The sequence below is a fragment of the Herbidospora mongoliensis genome, from assembly GCF_001570545.1.
Classification (GTDB): Bacteria; Actinomycetota; Actinomycetes; order Streptosporangiales; family Streptosporangiaceae; genus Herbidospora; species Herbidospora mongoliensis.
The window spans coordinates 41,393-58,124 of sequence record NZ_BBXD01000009.1; the positions used below are offsets into that span (position 1 = coordinate 41,393).

17 protein-coding genes are annotated in these 16,732 nt (G+C 70.2%); 10 read left to right on the forward strand and 7 right to left on the reverse strand.

Annotated elements, in window-relative coordinates:
- Positions 1–143 precede the first annotated feature (143 nt).
- The 6 genes from AW272_RS04635 to AW272_RS40330 all read right to left on the reverse strand — a co-directional run bounded on the left by AW272_RS04635 (position 144) and on the right by AW272_RS40330 (position 4,868).
- Complete coding sequence (locus tag AW272_RS04635) at positions 144–1,019, reverse strand: hypothetical protein (protein WP_066361272.1); 876 nt, start codon at positions 1,017–1,019, stop codon at positions 144–146.
- Positions 1,016–1,564 carry an RNA polymerase sigma factor gene (locus AW272_RS04640; protein WP_066361273.1) on the reverse strand — a complete coding sequence of 183 codons (549 nt, stop codon included), beginning with the start codon at positions 1,562–1,564 and terminating at the stop codon, positions 1,016–1,018. The genes AW272_RS04635 and AW272_RS04640 overlap by 4 nt, the downstream gene beginning before the upstream one ends.
- 30 nt (positions 1,565–1,594) lie before the next feature.
- Positions 1,595–1,777 (reverse strand): EF-hand domain-containing protein, encoded by a 183-nt coding sequence (locus AW272_RS04645; RefSeq protein WP_245657192.1) that lies wholly within the window; start codon positions 1,775–1,777, stop codon positions 1,595–1,597.
- A 9-nt stretch (positions 1,778–1,786) separates the two neighbouring features.
- Positions 1,787–2,590 carry a GNAT family N-acetyltransferase gene (locus AW272_RS04650; RefSeq protein WP_083958010.1) on the reverse strand — a complete coding sequence of 268 codons (804 nt, stop codon included), beginning with the start codon at positions 2,588–2,590 and terminating at the stop codon, positions 1,787–1,789.
- A gap of 19 nt (positions 2,591–2,609) precedes the next feature.
- Positions 2,610–3,413, reverse strand: a complete 804-nt coding sequence (locus tag AW272_RS04655) for a hypothetical protein (RefSeq protein WP_066361275.1) — start codon at positions 3,411–3,413, stop codon at positions 2,610–2,612.
- 141 nt (positions 3,414–3,554) lie between these two features.
- Positions 3,555–4,868, reverse strand: coding sequence for a glycosyl hydrolase (locus tag AW272_RS40330; protein ID WP_083958011.1), 1,314 nt, complete (start codon positions 4,866–4,868; stop codon positions 3,555–3,557).
- A gap of 96 nt (positions 4,869–4,964) precedes the next feature.
- Here AW272_RS40330 and AW272_RS04665 point away from each other — a divergent pair, with 96 nt between their 5' ends.
- The 9 genes from AW272_RS04665 (at position 4,965) to AW272_RS04705 (ending at position 13,783) form a co-directional block, all read left to right on the forward strand.
- Positions 4,965–5,504: an RNA 2'-phosphotransferase gene (locus AW272_RS04665; protein ID WP_066361276.1), complete on the forward strand. Its 540-nt coding sequence runs from the start codon at positions 4,965–4,967 to the stop codon at positions 5,502–5,504.
- Between the two features lie 93 nt (positions 5,505–5,597).
- On the forward strand, positions 5,598–6,173 hold the full coding sequence (locus tag AW272_RS04670; RefSeq protein ID WP_066361279.1) for an LGFP repeat-containing protein: 576 nt from the start codon (positions 5,598–5,600) through the stop codon (positions 6,171–6,173).
- A 147-nt stretch (positions 6,174–6,320) separates the two neighbouring features.
- The gene (locus AW272_RS04675; RefSeq protein ID WP_066361281.1) at positions 6,321–7,172 is read left to right on the forward strand and encodes an NAD-dependent epimerase/dehydratase family protein; all 852 of its coding nucleotides are present in this window, start codon (positions 6,321–6,323) and stop codon (positions 7,170–7,172) included.
- A gap of 82 nt (positions 7,173–7,254) precedes the next feature.
- Entirely contained in the window at positions 7,255–8,508 is a 1,254-nt protein-coding gene (locus tag AW272_RS04680; protein WP_066361283.1) for an enolase C-terminal domain-like protein, read from the forward strand.
- Between the two features lie 44 nt (positions 8,509–8,552).
- The gene (locus AW272_RS40335; RefSeq protein WP_169807488.1) at positions 8,553–10,094 is read left to right on the forward strand and encodes a substrate-binding domain-containing protein; all 1,542 of its coding nucleotides are present in this window, start codon (positions 8,553–8,555) and stop codon (positions 10,092–10,094) included.
- 86 nt (positions 10,095–10,180) lie between these two features.
- Entirely contained in the window at positions 10,181–11,557 is a 1,377-nt protein-coding gene (locus AW272_RS04690) for an ABC transporter substrate-binding protein (RefSeq protein WP_169807489.1), read from the forward strand.
- Positions 11,558–11,559: 2 nt separating this feature from the next.
- A complete protein-coding gene (locus AW272_RS04695) occupies positions 11,560–12,480 on the forward strand; it encodes a carbohydrate ABC transporter permease (RefSeq protein WP_066361285.1) in 921 nt (306 codons plus the stop codon).
- Complete coding sequence (locus AW272_RS04700; RefSeq protein WP_083958014.1) at positions 12,477–13,301, forward strand: carbohydrate ABC transporter permease; 825 nt, start codon at positions 12,477–12,479, stop codon at positions 13,299–13,301. The genes AW272_RS04695 and AW272_RS04700 overlap by 4 nt, the downstream gene beginning before the upstream one ends.
- 2 nt (positions 13,302–13,303) lie before the next feature.
- A complete protein-coding gene (locus AW272_RS04705; RefSeq protein WP_066361286.1) occupies positions 13,304–13,783 on the forward strand; it encodes a nucleoside deaminase in 480 nt (159 codons plus the stop codon).
- Here AW272_RS04705 and AW272_RS04710 read toward each other — a convergent pair.
- Positions 13,780–15,477 carry a thiamine pyrophosphate-dependent enzyme gene (locus tag AW272_RS04710; protein ID WP_066361287.1) on the reverse strand — a complete coding sequence of 566 codons (1,698 nt, stop codon included), beginning with the start codon at positions 15,475–15,477 and terminating at the stop codon, positions 13,780–13,782. The two genes, AW272_RS04705 and AW272_RS04710, sit on opposite strands and share 4 nt — an antisense overlap.
- A gap of 181 nt (positions 15,478–15,658) precedes the next feature.
- Between AW272_RS04710 and AW272_RS04715 the strand changes: the two genes are divergently transcribed.
- Positions 15,659–16,714, forward strand: a complete 1,056-nt coding sequence (locus AW272_RS04715; RefSeq protein WP_066361288.1) for a class I SAM-dependent methyltransferase — start codon at positions 15,659–15,661, stop codon at positions 16,712–16,714.
- Positions 16,715–16,732: the final 18 nt, after the last annotated feature.

Here is a 16,732-nt window from a genome sequence, read left to right on the forward strand (position 1 = left end):
CACGCTGGGTCCCCAGACGGAGGACGCGCACGCCGAACGCGTCTACGGTTCACAAGAACTCTGCTTGACTCATGACGTGCCACCGTCGCCAAGCCCGAGACGTCCATATTGTTACGGTGCAGTACAGGTTGGGTCAATGCCACCTAAAGGTTCGGCGGCGGGGCGGACCCGTTGTAAAAGGGGTTCTGACTGAGCCGTTGTTCAGTCACCAGCAGCCGCACCTCCCCCTCGCGGACCTGCCAGGCGTTCCACACGGTCCACTTCCCGGTGGGCGTTCTGCCGGGTTCCACGAAGGAGAGCGCGCCGTCGGGCGCGATCTGGATCTCCTTGTACGTCACCCGCAGCCCCCGCCGCCCGGCCTCCGCCCTGATCTCCTTGACCGACGCGCCGTGCCGCAACTTGACTCCGTGCAACGGGCCGCCGGGCTCCACGGCACGGTCGAAATCGGCGTACTCCTCCCCCGGCCGGGCGGGCCGCCCCAGCCGGACACTGACCGACCCGGGGAACCCGGCCGGCACCCGGACGATCATCGAGCAGCCGGGGTCGGAACCGGGATCGCAGCCCTTCGGCTCGGGGGCGGCGCTCAGCACGACCCCGCCGTAGGCGAATTCCCCACCGATCTCCTCAGGGCGGTCCCACGTGCCGCCGATCATCATGCCCATCGACTTCCCGGCCGACAGCGGCGAGGCCGGCAGCGGCTCGATCCGCACATCGAGCCCGACGGCCCGGAACGCCTCCGTGAAGCGCGCGTGGTCGGCGAAGGGGTCGAGAATGCGCGCGACGTACTGATCGCCCTCACGGTGGATCTCAACGGCGGCATTGGCGTAGGAGGTCACGATCTGGGGCGGCGTCATCGTCACGACGACCGCGGCGGCGACGGCCACGAGCACGGGACGCAGGAACCGGCGTCGCGAAGGCGTGGGCCCGGTCATCACCCGGGCCAGCAGCGCGCGGGCGCCCGGCGCGTCCGGGTCACCCCCCTTGCGGCTCGGATCGAGGGTCGTAAGAAGGTCAGTCATCCGATCTCTCCCAAGCAAGACGATGGACCCGCCTCGAAGACGGGCGCCACGGCGAACGAGGTGGGCACGCCGTTGGCGGCCAGCGCCGCCGCGAACCGGCGGCGGGCACGGTGCAGGCGGACGCGGACGTTGTTGCGCGTGATGCCGAGCGTCACGGCGATCTCGTCGTGGCCGAGCCCTTCCCAGGCGACCAGGGCGAGCAGTTCGCGATCGCCGTCGGGGAGCGCGCGGAAGGTCTGCCCGATCACGCTCATCTCGACGCCCGGGGTCTCGGCGTAGAGGTCGGCCATCTCGGCGACGAGCCGGTCGTCGCGGTGGCGGCGGCCCTTCTTCCGGTGCTCGGAGAGCACCCGGCGGGCCACGGCGTACAGCCAGAGAACCGCCTCGGCGCCGGATGGGATCTTCTCCCGTTTTCGCCAGGCCACGGCGTAGGTGTCGGCGACCACGTCGGCGGCGTCCTGCGCGGACGCGCAGCGACGGACCGCGTAGCGGGTCAGCCGTTCGTAGGTGCCGCGGTAGACGGCCTCGAAGTCATCGGGGGTCACGTCCCTCTTATGGCGACATGCGCCCCGGCATTACCCGAGAAGACGGGAGAATTCCTCGAAGGAGTAGCGGCCGTCGCCGTCGGCGTCGAGCCCGGTCGCGTAGGCGCCCAGGGCCTCGGCGGGCAGGTGGGGGAAGTGGGCGACGATCTCCGCCTCGGTGACGTATCCGTCGTGGTCGGCGTCGATGGCGTCGAACGTAGCCTTCAGGTCCACCAGGTCTCCTTATCCTCGGCCCACACGATAGTGCACCGTTCGGGCAACTTGGGTGAACCCTAACGAACGGTACAGACGAGCCGGAATCGGCCAGGCGTCGTCGCCTCGGGGGCTGACGGTGGCGATCTCGGCGCCGAGATCTCTGGCGGTGTGCAGGGCGGCCAGGCAGACATCTCTGGCCAGGCCCCTGCCCCGGTGATCGGGGACGGTGCCGACGGGTTCGATCAGGGCGGCCTTACGGGCTTCGTCGAGCCAGGCCAGGCAGTAGGCGGCTGTTTCGCCGTCTTTTTCGGCGACGACGTCGAGTTCTCTCCTGTACGGCCAGGTCCCCTGGACGCCCCGATAGCTCTCCTCGGTGACCCTCGACGGGTAGAAGGCCTCCCGATGGGCTCTGACCCGGCCGGCGACGTCTGTGACGGGATGGCAGGGGGTCTCCGGGTCGGGGAGGGCTTCGAGGTCACGTACAAGATGCAGGAAAAAGGGCCCATCTTCCTGGACGAACCCGCGCGCCTCGACGGCACGGATCAGGTGCGGCTCGGCGCTGGAGACCACGACGCCCTCCGGCTCGGTCACGGAGGCGAACCAGTCGAGCACCTCGCCCGCCCACTGCTCGTCGACGGCCTGGAGGTTGAGGTGGCCGGGCAGCTCGGCCCACCCCCACGCGACGACCTCGCCACCCGAACGCCACACCTTCGTGGGCCATTCGTGCTCGCGGCCGGTGTGCTGACGCAGGCCCCAGGCCAGGTCACCGATGTGCCAGCGGGCACCGGGAAACCAGAGACGGGAGGTGAGTTCCTGCATGGCCTCGATCACAGCCCGATCCTCTCTCAGCTCAGGTCTCCTGGAAGTGGGCGACCCTGTGGACGCCCGGCATCCCGATCAGCCGGTCGAGGAGCGCCGCGCCGGGGGTGCCTGGCAGGTCGGCGACGAAGCTGTCGGAGTAGTAGTCGGTCTCGACGACGTCCCACTCGCCGCGCGGGCCGTCCGCGTCGTCGCGGCGGGCGTCGAGCTCGACCTCGGTCCAGAGCGTGAAAGCCGGGCTCTGGCGGTACACGACCGCGCCGTCGATGTCCTCGAGCGCGTCCTCGACGGCCTGCCGCTCGGCTTCGGTGGCCGCGCCACGGCCTGCGCAGGCGGAGGATGCGAACTCGCCCTGATTCCCGCACATCGTGACGAACGTGTCGCCCTTATCGTCCCAGTAGGCCCTGGGGGTGAGCGAGACGAGCCAGGCGCCGGGGAAACGGGCGTGGTCGGCTTCGACGGCGGCGAGGTCCGCCGCACGGAGGACCCGGGCGTTGACGCTGCCCGACATTTCGGACAGGCGTAGTTCGGGCGATTCCTCGGAGGGGTCCTTGGAGCGGGTCGCCGCCGCTCGTGTCTCCCAGTAGGTCAGGGTCTGCTCCGGGCTGGAATACCTCACGGCGGCGAGCCGGGGATCGCCTTCCAGCGTGGCCTGGATCGCCCGCCTCTGGTCCGGGGTCGCCGGCCCCGCTTCGCAGGCGCCGTTCAGGGAGCCCTCTTCGCACAGGAAGATCGCCAGGTCGCCTCCGCCTGGCCAGGGGTCTTTCGTGGCCGCACCGCCGGCGGCCGAGGCGCCCGCGAGGACGAGAGCCACGGAGATCGATAGCCGGAGCATCGTTGGAGTATCACGTACAGAAAAGCCCGTTCGGTCACCTTCGCCTCGGCCGAACGGGCTTGTCTCGCGGGCCATCCCGGGACCCGGGCGGCTAGGCCGAGGGGTGCGGGTCCCGGGATGGCGGTCATGCCGCGGCGGTGACTAGCGCGGCAGAGCCTGGAAGGCGCGTCCCGCCTGGGTGGGCGTGCCGTTGTCGCGGAACAGGCCGCTGTTGACGCCGCTGGCGCCCGCGCCGATGCCGAACCACGCGTAGCGCTCGACGAAGGGGAGCGACTGGAGCATCTTGGCCGACTCGGTCACGAACGCGGCCTGCTGGGCCTCGGTCGGGAAACGGGTGCCGTTGCTGAAGTCGATCAGGGCGAACTCGGTCAGCCAGATGGGCTTCTTGTAGCGGTCGTACACGGCCTGGAGGTAGCCCTTGAGCTGACCGACCGCGCGCTCGGTGACGAAGTCGCCGCCGTACCAGTGCAGCGGGATGAAGTCGACGCGGTAGCCGCGCTGCTTGACCCCGGTCATGAAGCGGTCGAGCCAGCCGCCGGCACGGTCGCCGCCCCACGCGACGGCGGGGGCGCCGAGGATCTTGCCGGCGTCCTGGAGCCTGGGCCACAGGTCGAGGGCCTTCTCGACGGTGATGTTCGACTGGTCGGCGAAGTCGGGCTCGTTGAAGCCGAGGAGGTAGGGCCCGGCGGCCTTGGCCTTGGCCAGGTTGGCGTCGGTGACGCTGTTGACGCCCCAGATCATCGGGACGAACTGGCTGTTCGCCGGGGTGGTGATGTTCTGGTGGTCGACGGCCCAGGTGTAGTACCAGCTCGCCTGGGAGTTGGCCACGGCGGCGTTGACGCCGGGGATCTGCCAGACCGCGACACCCTTCTTACCGACGGTCGCCGGGGGCTGCGTCGACGGCTGGGTCGAGGGGGTCGGCTTGGGGGTCGTCGTCGGCGTGCTCGTCGGCTGAGTCGTGGTGCCGCCGCTGCCGAAGACCTGGAACTCCCAGAGCGAGGTCCCGTAGACGGTCTTGCGCTTCGTCGAGTAGAGACGCACGTAGCGGGCGCTCGCGGACGCGTTGACCGTCTGCACGCCGCCCTTGCCGGCCGTCGTGGTGTGGATGGTCTTCCACGTGGCGGCGTCGTTCGAGGTCTGGAGCTGGAAGGCGGTCGCGTAGGCGGCCTCCCAGTTGAGCACGATCCGGGTGATCGGCGTGACCTTGCCCAGGTCGAGGCGGATCCACTGCGGGTCGGCGAACTTGCTGGACCAGCGGGTGTTCGTCTTGCCGTCGAAGGCCGCGGCCGCCGACAGGTCGCCCCGCTCGACCGACGAGGCCACCGCGGGCCGCCCCTGTGAGACCAGCGTGTCGGCGGCCTCCGCGGGCCCGACGCCGGTGAACAGGGACGCGCCCAGGGCTGCCACGAGGGCGCCCACGAGCGCGATGCGCCGGCGGGGAACTGTCTGAGTCATGGTTGTCCTTCGTAGGGGATGTCTGAACCGGAGACCCCCGCACGACCTGCGGATAACACTTTTTCTCCCGGCGGCGTTTTCGGGAGACTCCTTTCCATGGACGACAAACGCATGGTGCGCATCTCCAAATACCTGGCCAAGCACCTGCGGCACGAGCCGGAACGCATCGGACTGGTCCTCGACGAGAACGGCTGGACCCCCGTCGACGACCTGATCACGGCCGCCGCCGCACACGGTTTCTCCTTCGACCGGGCCGAACTCGACCACGTGGTCGAGGCCAACGACAAGAAGCGGTACGTCATCCACGACGGCCGCATCCGGGCCAGCCAGGGCCACTCAATCGAGGTCGACCTGGACCTGCCCGTGGTCGAGCCGCCGGACCTGCTGTTCCACGGCACCGTGGCCTCGGCGCTCGACGCGATCCGCGTGGACGGACTCCAGAAGATGGCCCGTCACCATGTGCACCTGTCGGTCGACGTCGAGACCGCCTCGCGGGTGGGGGCACGGCGGGGCCGGCCGGTGATCCTGACGATCGAAGCCGGGTCGATGCACGCGACCGGGCACGAGTTCCGGGTCAGCGCCAACGGGGTCTGGCTGGTCCCCTCCGTCCCCCCGGGTTTCATCCGGTTTCCCTAGGGTTGCCCCTCGCCGGGATAGGGCTGGCCCCGATGTGGGGTAACGGTCACTGGTCGCATCGTTGGAGGCGTCTTCAGTGAAAAGGAGCCTTCGATGCGACCCTCGTCCCGCGCCCTGCTCGCCCTCGCCGCCGTCGTGGCCGGCGTCCTGCCCACCACCGCCGCGACCGCGGCGTGCCCCATTCAGCCCTACGGCCTGATCGGCGACTACTGGCACTCCCTCGGCGGTCAGGGCGGGCCGCTCGGCTGCCCGACCAATGAGGAACACGGCGTGCCCAACCAGAACGGACGCAAGCAGTCGTTCCAGTGGGGGCAGGTGGCCTGGTCGCCCGACCAGGGGCAGCGCATGATCGTGGCGGCGTATCGGGAGAACGGCAAGGCCGTGTTCCGGTGGGGGCCGACCAACCCGTTCAACTATGACTACTGGCGGATCTACTGGACCGCGAATCCGCCCGGCGACCTGGGCGGGATGGTGATGCAGTATCCGACGTACCGCACGAAAGCCGGTTCCCGGACGGCCGGCAAGGTCGTGCACCCGGTTCCGAGCGGGCAGATCACCAGCGGCGGCTACGCGGCCCGGTTCACGTTCTGGGTGAAGGGCTGCGACAGCAGGACCTTCGGCGACACCTGCCGTCAGGGCTACACCCTCCCGGTCTCGGTGAACGCCTGAAGGCCAGGCGCGCGGCACCGCGCCACTCCTGTCGCCCAACCGGGTGTCCCGTATAGCGGCTATAAGATCACCCCGCGAAGTACGTTGACAAACCCCTGCAAGTCGAGTTTTGCTCGTAAGCAAAACGTTTTGCAGGAGGGTGATCGAATGGCCGACACACCCCGCCGGGTGCTGGTCACGGGGGCCGCGGGCAGGCTGGGACGGGCCACGCTCGCGCTGCTGGCGGAGCTGGGAGTCGAGGCGACGGCGCTCGATCGGGCGCCGTCGGAGGCGCCGGAAGTCGTGGTGGGTGACGCGGGCGATCCCGCGACGGTCCGGCGGGCGCTCGCCGGGGTCGACGCGGTGCTGCACTTCGCGGCGATCCCGGCGCCGACGCTCGGCACGCCGGAGGAGGTGTTCTGCGGCAACACCCGGTCGACCTTCGTGGTGCTGGAGGAGGCCGGGCAGGCGGGGGTGTCCCGGGTGGCGCTGGCCAGCAGCCTGTCGGTGACCGGGATGCCGTGGGCGGCCAAGCCGCTGCACCCCGCCTATCTGCCGATCGACGAGAGGCTGCCGCTCCAGAACGAGGACCCCTACGGGCTGTCCAAACAGGCCGACGAGGCGACCGGGGAGATGATGGCGCGGCGGTTCGGGATGGGCGTGGTGGCGCTGCGCTATCCACTGCTCGGCGGGCCCGGCGACAAGTTCGACACGACCACGGCCCGTTACGCCGAGGATCCGGGCTCAGGGGCGTCGGAACTATGGACGTATCTGGACGATCGGGACGCCGCCCGCGCGGCGTGGCTCGCCCTGACGGCGCCGCTCACCGGCTACCACGCCGTTTTCGTCACCGCCCCGACCACACTGGCGCCGCAGCCCACCGAGGAACTGCTCGACCGGTTCCACCCCGACGTCGAGCGGCGGCGAAGCTTCGAGGGACGCGAGACGCCGATCGATCTGACGGCCGCCGAGACCCTGCTCGGCTTCCGGGCCGAGCACATCTTTCCCCTGGAGGCCTGATGGACCGCCCTTTCCGCTCGCACCCGCGTCGACACCCGGCGAACACACAGGCCGGGCACCGTCACGACCCCGGAGCCGCCGCATGATCGATGAGACGCAGGCCCCCTGGCCGTCCCGTGACAACCTCCGGATCACCGGGGTGCGGTCGATCGTGACCGCGCCAGGAGGGCCGCCGCTCGTGGTGGTCCGGGTCGACACCTCCGATCCCGGCCTGTACGGCCTCGGCTGCGCCACCTTCACCCAGCGCTTCCACGCCGTGGCCGCGGCCGTCGACGAGCACGTCGGGCCCCTGCTGATCGGCCGTCACCCTGCCGACATCGAGGACATCATCCGGATGGTCCACTACTCGTCCTACTGGCGGGGCGGACCGGTGCTGAACAGCGCGCTCTCCGGCGTCGACCAGGCCCTCTGGGACATCATGGGCAAACGCGCCGGCATGCCCGTCTACGAGCTCCTCGGCGGCCGGGTCAGAGCCGCCGCCGACACCTACCTGCACGCCGAGGGCGCCACCGTCGACGCGACCCTCGACCACGCGCGCCGGCTGCTGGAGGCGGGCTACCGCAACGTCAGGCTCCAGACCGGCGCACCCGGATTGGGGAATTACGGCGCTCCCGGCTCCCCGAACGGTTACCCGCAATCCCCTTACCCCGACGGCTGGGACGTGCAGCGCTACCTCTGGGAGACCCCGCACCTGTTCGAGAAGGCCCGCCAGGAGCTGGGCGAGGGCCCGGGGCTGCTGCACGACGTCCACTCCCGGCTCACGGTCAAGCAGGCGATTCAGCTGGCGCGGGCGCTGGAGCCGTACCGGCTGTTCTTCCTCGAAGACCCGATCGCGCCCGAGTACTACGACCGGCTGCCCGAGGTCAGGGCGGCGGCCCCGATGCCCATCGCGGCGGGGGAACAGCTCGGGTCGGTCGCCGACGCGGCGCGGCTCGTCATGAACGGCGGGGTCGACCTGCTGCGACTGCACGTCTCGGCCATCGGCGGCCTGACTCCGGCGCGGAAACTGGTCGCCCTGTGCGAGCTGAACGGGGTCGGCACCGCCTGGCACTCCCCCGCCGACGTCTCCCCCGTCGGGGCGGCGGCCAACATCGCGCTGGACGTCACCACGCACGCCTTCCAGATCCAGGAGGGCCACGTCTACCCCGACCCGGTCGTCGAGGTCTTCCCCGGGACGATCAACCCGGTCAACGGCTATCTGTTCCCCCACGACGCCCCGGGCTGGGGCGTCGACATCGACGAGAGCGCCGCCGCGAAGTTCCCGCCGGCGAAACACCTCCACGAGCGATGGGCGGGCCGCGTGCGCCGCCCGGACGGCGGCATCGAGCCTCCTTAGAAGTTACACCCGGTGCAAGGTGCGAGTGGATATACGATCCCTCCATGGATCGGCGGGAGCGGAAGAAGGCCGAGACGCGCCGGATGATCACCGGGGCCGCGCTTCGGCTGTTCACCGAACGTGGCTTCGCCGCCGTCACGGTCGCCGACGTCGCCGCCGAGGCCGACGTCGCGGTCAAGACGGTGTTCAACTACTTCCCGGCCAAGGAGCACCTCTACTTCGACGCCGATCCACCGCTGCTGCCGCGCGGGCCGCTCCCCGAGGAGCCGGTGCCGCAGGTCGTGGCGGGGTGGGTGGCGGCGACCGGCGTGCTCGATCAGGGGAGAGCGGCCGTCTACCGCGACAACGCCGACCTGCGCGCGCACGCGCGGGAGGCGTTCGCGGCGCGCGAGGAGGAGCTCGGCACCGGCGTGACCGGGGCGCTGATCGCGGCGGCGGCCCGGCGGGCGTGGGAGTCGGCGATCCTGCGGGTGGCCGACGGCGTGCCCGCGCCCACGGCGGCCGAGGAGGCCCGCGAGGAGCTGGCCGCGACGCTGGCCTCGTTCGCCGCGCCGCCGGTCAGGCGTGCGCCCGCCCCCAGAACAGATCCCCGGCGGCCGAGCATCCTGCTGGTCGCGCAGGCCGCCGGGGTCAGCGCGACCACGGTGTCCCACACGCTGAACGGGCGGCGGCCGGTCGCGACCGAGACGCGGCGGCGGGTGCTGGAGGCGATCGACCGGCTCGGCTACCGGCCCAACGTGCTGGCGCGCGGGCTGCGCACCAACCGGAGCCAGACGATCGGGCTGGTCATCCCCGACATCACCAACCCGTTCTATCCGGCGCTGGCCCGGGGGCTGCAGGACGTGCTCCGGCCGGCGGGTTACGACGAGATCATCAGCAACACCGACGGCGACCGCGACATGGAACGTGCCGCGATCGACCAGATGATCGCCCGGCAGGTCGACGGGCTGGCGTTCGCCGTCTTCCACACCCACGCCGAAGACCTACTGCCCGTCATCGAGGCGGGGCTGCCGGTGGTCCGGCTGGGCGGCGTGCAGGTGCAGGACGGCGTCGACCTGGTGCACAGCGACGACGAGGGCGGCGCGGCCGAGGCGACCCGCTACCTGCTCGAAACGGGTTACCGGCGGATCGGCTTCGTCTGCGGGCCGCGCGCCGAGGGGCCGGCGGCCGAGCGGGTGTCCGGCTACCGATTGGCCCTCGCGTCCGCGGGGATCGAGGCCGATCCCCGGCTCGTGGTGCACACCAGCTTCAGCCGCTCGGGCGGCGCGGGCGGCACGTCATGGCTGCTCGGCATGCCCGATCCGCCCGACGCGGTGCTCTGCGCCAACGACCTGATGGCCCTGGGGGCACTGGATGCCGCCATGGCCCGTGGCCTGCGGATTCCCGACGACCTGGCGGTGATGGGCTTCGACGACATCGAGGCCGCGAGCCTGGTCTCGCCGCGCCTGACCACCATGGCCAACCCGGCCCGCGAGATCGGCCGGGCGTGCGGCGAACGCCTGCTCGCGCGCCTCACCGGCACCCTCACGGAGAGCTCGACCGAGACGATCATTCCGGCTCGGCTCGTCCGCCGCCAGTCGGCATGACCCTTGACAGAGGATTTCCCGCGTGTAAATTCACGGTTCAGTCTTAACGATTTGCGTCCCACCCCCAGGGGGCCGATATGGCATCAATGAAAGCGCGAATCCTGTCCCTCGCCGCAGCCGCCACGTTGGCGGTCGCCGGCTGTTCGTCCGGCGGCGGTGGTCCGCAGGGCGAGCCCGCCGCGTCAGGGCAGGCGATAACGATGTGGACCTTCAAGCAGTCGCACGCGACCGCGCTCCAGAAGGCCGCGGAGAAGTTCACCGCCGACACCGGGATCTCGGTCAAGATCGAGGCCGTCACGCCCGACGACGTCTTCAAGAGCAAGATCCAGAGCGCCGCGCAGACGGGCGACCTGCCCGACGTGCTCGAGGCCCACGCCGCGGGCGAGGACCTGGAACTCGGCGCCTCCGGCCTGCTCGCCGACATCAGCGGCGACGTCAACGACGCCTGGCGGGCGCGGTTCCTGCCGTCCACGACGAACGCGGGCGTGCTCGACCAGGGCCGGATCGACCGGGCGGCGTCCGACTCGCCGTTCAAGACCGCCAAGGCCGGGTCGATGTACGCCGTCCCGTTCACAGCGGGCGCGTTCGGCATCGTCTACGCCAACAAGGAGAAGCTCACCGCCGCCGGGCTCGACCCGGACACTCCCCCGGCCAGCTGGGAGGAGTTCGTGGCGGCGCTCAAGACGTCCACGGAGAAGGACCCGCAGGGCGGTGGCCTCTCGCTCGGCCTGAAGGTCAGTCAGGTCGGGTTCAACTGGATCTACCAGCCGCTCGCCCACGCCTACCTGGGCAAGGAGAAGTTCCAGGGACTGTTCGGCAAGGACACCACGGCCGGGTTCGGGTCCCCCGACGGGGTCAAGACCCTCGACGTGTACTCGCAGATCACGCCCTACTGGATGCCCGGCGCGACGACCCTCGGGATCGACGAGGCCGACATCGCGTTCGCCCAGGGCAAGTCGGCCTACAACGTCGGCGGCACGTTCACCCTGGCGTTCCTGGCCCAGAACGGCATGTCACCCGACAAGGTCCTCACCTTCCCGATCCCGCCTTCGGCCGCCGGAGCGCACAAGGACATCGTGATGGCCCCGTTGGCTCTGACCTCCCTCGGTGTCACCGCGACGTCCAAGAACAAGGCCGCCGCGCTGAAGTGGCTCGACTACGTCACCTCGCCGGCCGGGGCCGGTCTGGTCGCCAAGGAGTCGCTCGACCTTCCGGCCACCGACCTGGGCGCCGAGGCGGCCACGCTGATGGGCCCGGAACTGGCCGCGCTGCAGAAATACTTCACCGGAGCCCCCGAGAGCACCTACGACGCGGGCGACACGACGTTCTTCCCGGGAGGATACGACCAGGTCAAGCCGGGTGACGCGTTCGTGCGGCTGTCACCGCTGAAGGAACTCGACCCGGCGCAGGCCGGCAAGGAGCTCGACGCCATCTTCGGCGCGATGTGGAAGTCGGCCGAGTAACCATGGCATCGATCACACGTTCGCCCCGCCGGTGGAAGGAATGGCTCACCGGCTGGGCGTTCGTGTTCCCCGCTGTGGCTCTCTTCGCGGTGATGGGCGTCTACACGATCGGCAGCGGCCTCGCGCTCAGCTTCGCGTCGTGGAACGGGTTCACCCCCGAGTGGATCTGGGTGGGCCTGGAGAACTACGCCGACCTGCTGTGGGCCGACCCGTCGCTGGCCCCGGGGGTGCGCCGGGCGGCCTGGAACACCCTCCAGGTCTGCGTGGCCGTGCCGCTGCTGACGGTGCTCATCTCGCTGCCGCTGGCGATGACGCTCAACTCCGTGCGCCGCCTGCGGGGGCTGTTGCGCTCGGTGTACTTCCTCCCGTACGTCACCACCGGCATCGCCACCTACTACGCCTGGCGTTATCTGCTCGAACCCGAAGGGTCGATCAACCTGATGCTGCGCTCGGTGGGCCTCGGCTCGCTGGCGCAGCCGCAGGGCTGGCTGGCCAACCCGTCGACGGCGCTTTGGACGCTGATCTTCATCCTGGTCTGGTCGGCGGTGCCGACCGCGACGCTGCTCTACCTGACCGGGCTCCAGGCGATCGACCCGAGCATGGTCGAGGCGGCCCGCATCGACGGCGCGGGGCCGCGGCAGGTGCTGTGGCGGATCATCGTGCCGCTGCTGACGCCGATGACGACCGGGATCGTGCTGCTGGGCGTCCGCGACTCGCTGCACGGGTTCCAGATCTTCCAGATCATGACGCTCGGCGGGCCCGGTGGGCACACCAACGTGCTCGCCCTGGAGACCTACGAACTGGCCTTCTTCAAGGGGCTGGCGCCGACGCTCGGGCTGTCGAGCGCGCTGGGCTGGCTGCTGTTCGTGGCGGCCGTGCTGCTGACGCTGGCCAACGCCCGGCTGCTGAGGAGGGTGCGATGACCGCCGCCCGCATCGCGAAGACGGCCGCGTACGTCGCGTTGACGATCTACGCCGCGCTGAGTCTCTATCCGTTCCTGTGGATGGTGTCGGGGGCGTTCAAGACCCGGGAGGAGATCCTCGACGGCGGTCACCTGATCCCCCGCGAGCCCACGTTCGACACGATCGTCACCACGTGGAACCAGCTCGCGTTCGTCGACTACTTCCGCAACAGCCTGGTCGTGACCGGGCTGACGGTGCTGGGCGTGCTGGTGGTCTACAGCCTGGCGTCGTACGCGTTCGCGGTGCTCAGGTTCCCCGGCGCGAAGACGCTCTACTGGCTGTTCGTGGCGCTGCTGTTCGTCCCGGGGATCACGATGCTGCTGCCGGTGGTCATCCTGGAGAACCGGCTGGGCCTGCTCGGCACCCACATGGGCCTGGTGCTGCCGTTCATCAACGGCACGGCTCCCTTGACGGTGCTGCTGCTGACGGCGGCGTACCGATCGATTCCCAAAGAGCTGCGCGAGGCCGCGCGGGCCGACGGCGCGAGCGAGGCGCGGATCTTCCTGCGCGTCTACCTGCCGCTGACCAAGCCCGCGCACGTCACGATCGCGGTGCTGACGGCGGTCCCGACGTGGAACGAGTACGTGCTCAGCCGGGTCTCCCTCAACGACGAATCGCTCTACACGCTGCCTCTCGGGCTCGAATCCCTTATTTCCGGTACGGTCGTCCGCTACAACGAGGTGCTCGCGGCATCATTGATCATGGTGTTGCCGGTGGTCGCGCTGTTCGCGTTCCTCCAGCGCTACTTCGTCAACGGACTGGTCGGTGCGGTAAAAGGATGACCATGGTTACCGAAGCAGACATGCGCCACCTGCGGCGCTGCGTGGAACTGGCCCACGAGGCGTTCGACAAGGGCGAGGAGCCGTTCGGCTCGGTCCTGGCCACGGCCGACGGGACCAAGCTCGCCGAAGACCACAACCGCACGTCCGGCGGCGACCAGACCCTCCACCCGGAGTTCGAGCTGGCCCGCTGGGCCGCCAACAACATGACGCCGCAGGACAGGGCGGGAGCGACCGTCTACACCTCCGGCGAACACTGCCCGATGTGCTCGGCCGCCCACGCCTGGGTCGGCCTGGGTCGCATCGTGTACGTCGTCTCGGCCGCTCAGCTGACCGGGTGGCGCGACGGGTGGGGCGCGCCGTCGGCGCCGGTGCGCCCCTACCCGATCCAGGAGGTGGCCCCCGGCGTGATCGTCGGAGGCCCGGTCCCGCAGTTCGAGGACGAGATGAAGGCCCTGCACCGGCGCACGTTCGAGCGCGGTTAACGGAGATTGACGCGGGCCATCCGCAGCGCCTCGCCGAATCCGCCGTCCAAGACCACCTTGCCCATCGACAGCGCGAAGCCCTTCGCCTGCTCGGCGGTGACGTGGGGCGGGATCGACAGGGCGTCCGGCGTGGTGACGACGTCCAGCACCGCCGGGCCCCGGTGCGCGAACACCTCGCGCACCGCGTCCGGCAGGTCGTCGGGGTCGGTCACCCGGCGGGTGGCGAACCCCATCGCGGCGGCGATGGCCGCGTAGTCGACCATGTCGTGGTCGGTGCCGAACGGCGGATCCCCCGCCACCAGCATCTCCAGCCGGACCATGCCGAGGCTGGAGTTGTTGTAGACGACCACCTTCACCGGCAGCTTGTGGGTCTTCAGCGTGAGCAGCTCACCCAGCAGCATCGCCAGCCCGCCGTCGCCCGACAACGAGACGACCTGCCGCCCCGGCTCGGCGAACTGGGCGCCGATCGCCATCGGCAGCGCGTTGGCCATCGACCCGTGCTTGAACGACCCGAGCAGGCGGCGCCTGCCGTTCGGGGTGAGGTGACGGGCCGCCCACGTGCAGCACATTCCGGTGTCGACGGTGAAGATCGCGTCCTCGGCGGCGATCTCGTCGACGACGGTGGTGACGTAGTCGGGATGGATCGGGCTGCCGGTGTCGATGCCCGTGGCGATGGCCGAGTCGTGCACCTTGAGCATCGACTTCAGGAACGACCGGTCCTCCCGGGGTTCCAGCTTGTCGAGCAGCGCCCGCAGCGTCAGCCCGACGTCGGCCGCGATGCCCTGCACGAGCGGGGTGCGCCGCCCCAGCCTGGCCGGGTCGAGGTCGACCTGCACCGTGTCCCGCCCCGGCAGGAAGTCCCGGTACGGGAAGTCGGTGCCCAGCATCAGGATCAGGTCGGCCTCGTCGAGCGCCTTGGTGCAGGCGCCGTAGCCGAGCAGCCCGGTCATGCCGACGTCGTAGGGGTTGTCCCACTGGAGCAACTCCTTGCCGCGCATCGTGTGCCCGATCGGGGCGTTGACGCGTCCGGCGAGCTCCAGCACCTCCTTGCGGGCGCCGGTGCAGCCGATCCCCGCGAAGATCATGATCTTCTTCGCCGACCTGATCCGCCCGGCCAGCTGCTCGACCGCCTCTTCCGAGGGCGCGGCCTTCGGCCGCGCGGCGGCCGGCGCCGACGTCGGCGGCCCTCCTGACGACGCGTCGGCCAGCACGTCGCCCGGCACGACCAGCACCGCCGCCCCCCGGTGCCCGACGGCCGCCGCGATCGCCCCCATGGCCATCGGCGCGAGCTGCTCGGGCTGGGCGACCTCCTCGCAGTAGTGGGCGGTCTGGCGGAACAGCGCCTTCGGGTCGGTCTCCTGGAAGAACCCGGTGCCGATCTCCCGGGACACGATGTGGGAGGCGATCGCCAGCACCGGCGCCTCGGACCGGTGGGCGTCCATGATCCCCTGGATGAGGTGGGTGTTGCCGGGCCCGCACGACCCCGCGCAGACGGCCAGGCGGCCGGTGAGCTGCGCCTCGGCCGAGGCGGCGAACGCGGCGGCCTCCTCGTTGTGGACGTGCACCCATTCGAGCGTGCCGGACCGGCGTACGGCGTCGGTGAAGGCGTTCAGGCTGTCCCCCACCAGGCCGTAGACGCGGGTGACCCCGGCGTCGACGAGCACCTGAACCAGATCGTCGGCGACATTCCGCATTTCCAGCTCCCCCATTCTGAAATATGCGCTGAATTCGCAGAATACCTAATGAAATGGCATCAAGACTAATGGCGAAATCATTGTCGAGATTTCACGGAAGCGCGCTGACAGGTGCGTGAAAGGTCGCCGAAATGGGCCGGGAGCAGGGTGATGACGTACCGGAAAGAACAAAGGAGACGTCATGGACACCGCCAAGATCGAAGAATTCGCGATGAAGATCGCCATGGAGGGCCTGGGCTCCAGCCTGACCCTGCAGACCCACCTGGGCGACCGCCTCGGCCTGTTCCGCGCCATGGCCGGCGCGGGCCCAGTGACCAGCCACGAGCTCGCGGACAGAACCGGGCTCTCCGAACGCTACGTACGCGAATGGCTCCAGACCCAGGCCATCGCCGAGCACATCGGCTACGACCCGGCCACGCGCTCGTTCGAGCTCCCCGACGAGCACGCCCTCGTCCTGGCCGACGACACGACGATCGCGGCCCGCGCCTCGGAGTCGCAGGTCCAGGCCGCCTCCTGGAAGTCGGCCGACCAACTGGCCGAGGCGTTCCGCAGCGGTGACGGCGTCGCCTGGCACCGCCACGACGACAACCTCTTCGGCGGCGTGTCCCGGTTCTTCGGGCCGCTCTACAGGTTCAGCCTGGTCGACCACTGGCTGCCCGCGCTGGAGGGCGTCACCGAGCGGCTGACCGCCGGGGCGCGGGTGCTCGACGTCGGCTGCGGCCTGGGCACCTCGACGATCCTGATGGCCGAGGCCTTCCCGGCGTCCCGGTTCGAGGGCGTCGACTACCACGAGGCGTCGATCGAGGACGCCCGCCAGGCCGCCAAGGCCGCCGGGGTGGACGCCCGGGTGCACTTCCACGTCTCCGACTCCACCGAGGAGCAGGGCGGCACCTGGGACCTCATCTGCTTCTTCGACGCCCTCCACGACATGGGCGACCCGCTCGAGGCCGCCCGCCGGGCCCGCGAGTCGCTCGCCGACGGCGGCACCGTGCTGCTCGTCGAGCCCATCGCCGCCGACCGCCTCGAAGACAGCATCGGCAGCCCGATCGCGGCCGCCTACTCCGCCGCCTCCGTCATGCTCTGCCTGCCGCACGGCCTGTCCGAGGGCGCGCGGCTGGGCCTGGGCAACCAGGCGGGCCCTGCGCGGATCGAGGCGCTGCTCCGCGAGGCCGGGTTCTCCCGGGTCCGGCTGGCCCTGTCGACCGACTACAACCTCGTCTTCGAAGCCCGCGCGTAGTCGTGTGAGAATTGGGCC

What these genes read in the sequence shown, in the direction of transcription:
- AW272_RS04710 (WP_066361287.1), bottom strand. Translation starts at nt 15,477, where the DNA reads ATGCGGAATGTCGCCGACGATCTGGTTCAGGTGCTCGTCGACGCCGGG.
- AW272_RS04680 (WP_066361283.1), top strand. Translation starts at nt 7,255, where the DNA reads ATGATCGATGAGACGCAGGCCCCCTGGCCGTCCCGTGACAACCTCCGG.
- AW272_RS04700 (WP_083958014.1), top strand. Translation starts at nt 12,477, where the DNA reads ATGACCGCCGCCCGCATCGCGAAGACGGCCGCGTACGTCGCGTTGACG.
- AW272_RS04715 (WP_066361288.1), top strand. Translation starts at nt 15,659, where the DNA reads ATGGACACCGCCAAGATCGAAGAATTCGCGATGAAGATCGCCATGGAG.
- AW272_RS04695 (WP_066361285.1), top strand. Translation starts at nt 11,560, where the DNA reads ATGGCATCGATCACACGTTCGCCCCGCCGGTGGAAGGAATGGCTCACC.
- AW272_RS04670 (WP_066361279.1), top strand. Translation starts at nt 5,598, where the DNA reads ATGCGACCCTCGTCCCGCGCCCTGCTCGCCCTCGCCGCCGTCGTGGCC.
- AW272_RS04655 (WP_066361275.1), bottom strand. Translation starts at nt 3,413, where the DNA reads ATGCTCCGGCTATCGATCTCCGTGGCTCTCGTCCTCGCGGGCGCCTCG.
- AW272_RS04635 (WP_066361272.1), bottom strand. Translation starts at nt 1,019, where the DNA reads ATGACTGACCTTCTTACGACCCTCGATCCGAGCCGCAAGGGGGGTGAC.
- AW272_RS04675 (WP_066361281.1), top strand. Translation starts at nt 6,321, where the DNA reads ATGGCCGACACACCCCGCCGGGTGCTGGTCACGGGGGCCGCGGGCAGG.
- AW272_RS40335 (WP_169807488.1), top strand. Translation starts at nt 8,553, where the DNA reads ATGGATCGGCGGGAGCGGAAGAAGGCCGAGACGCGCCGGATGATCACC.
- AW272_RS40330 (WP_083958011.1), bottom strand. Translation starts at nt 4,868, where the DNA reads ATGACTCAGACAGTTCCCCGCCGGCGCATCGCGCTCGTGGGCGCCCTC.
- AW272_RS04665 (WP_066361276.1), top strand. Translation starts at nt 4,965, where the DNA reads ATGGACGACAAACGCATGGTGCGCATCTCCAAATACCTGGCCAAGCAC.
- AW272_RS04690 (WP_169807489.1), top strand. Translation starts at nt 10,181, where the DNA reads ATGAAAGCGCGAATCCTGTCCCTCGCCGCAGCCGCCACGTTGGCGGTC.
- AW272_RS04705 (WP_066361286.1), top strand. Translation starts at nt 13,304, where the DNA reads ATGGTTACCGAAGCAGACATGCGCCACCTGCGGCGCTGCGTGGAACTG.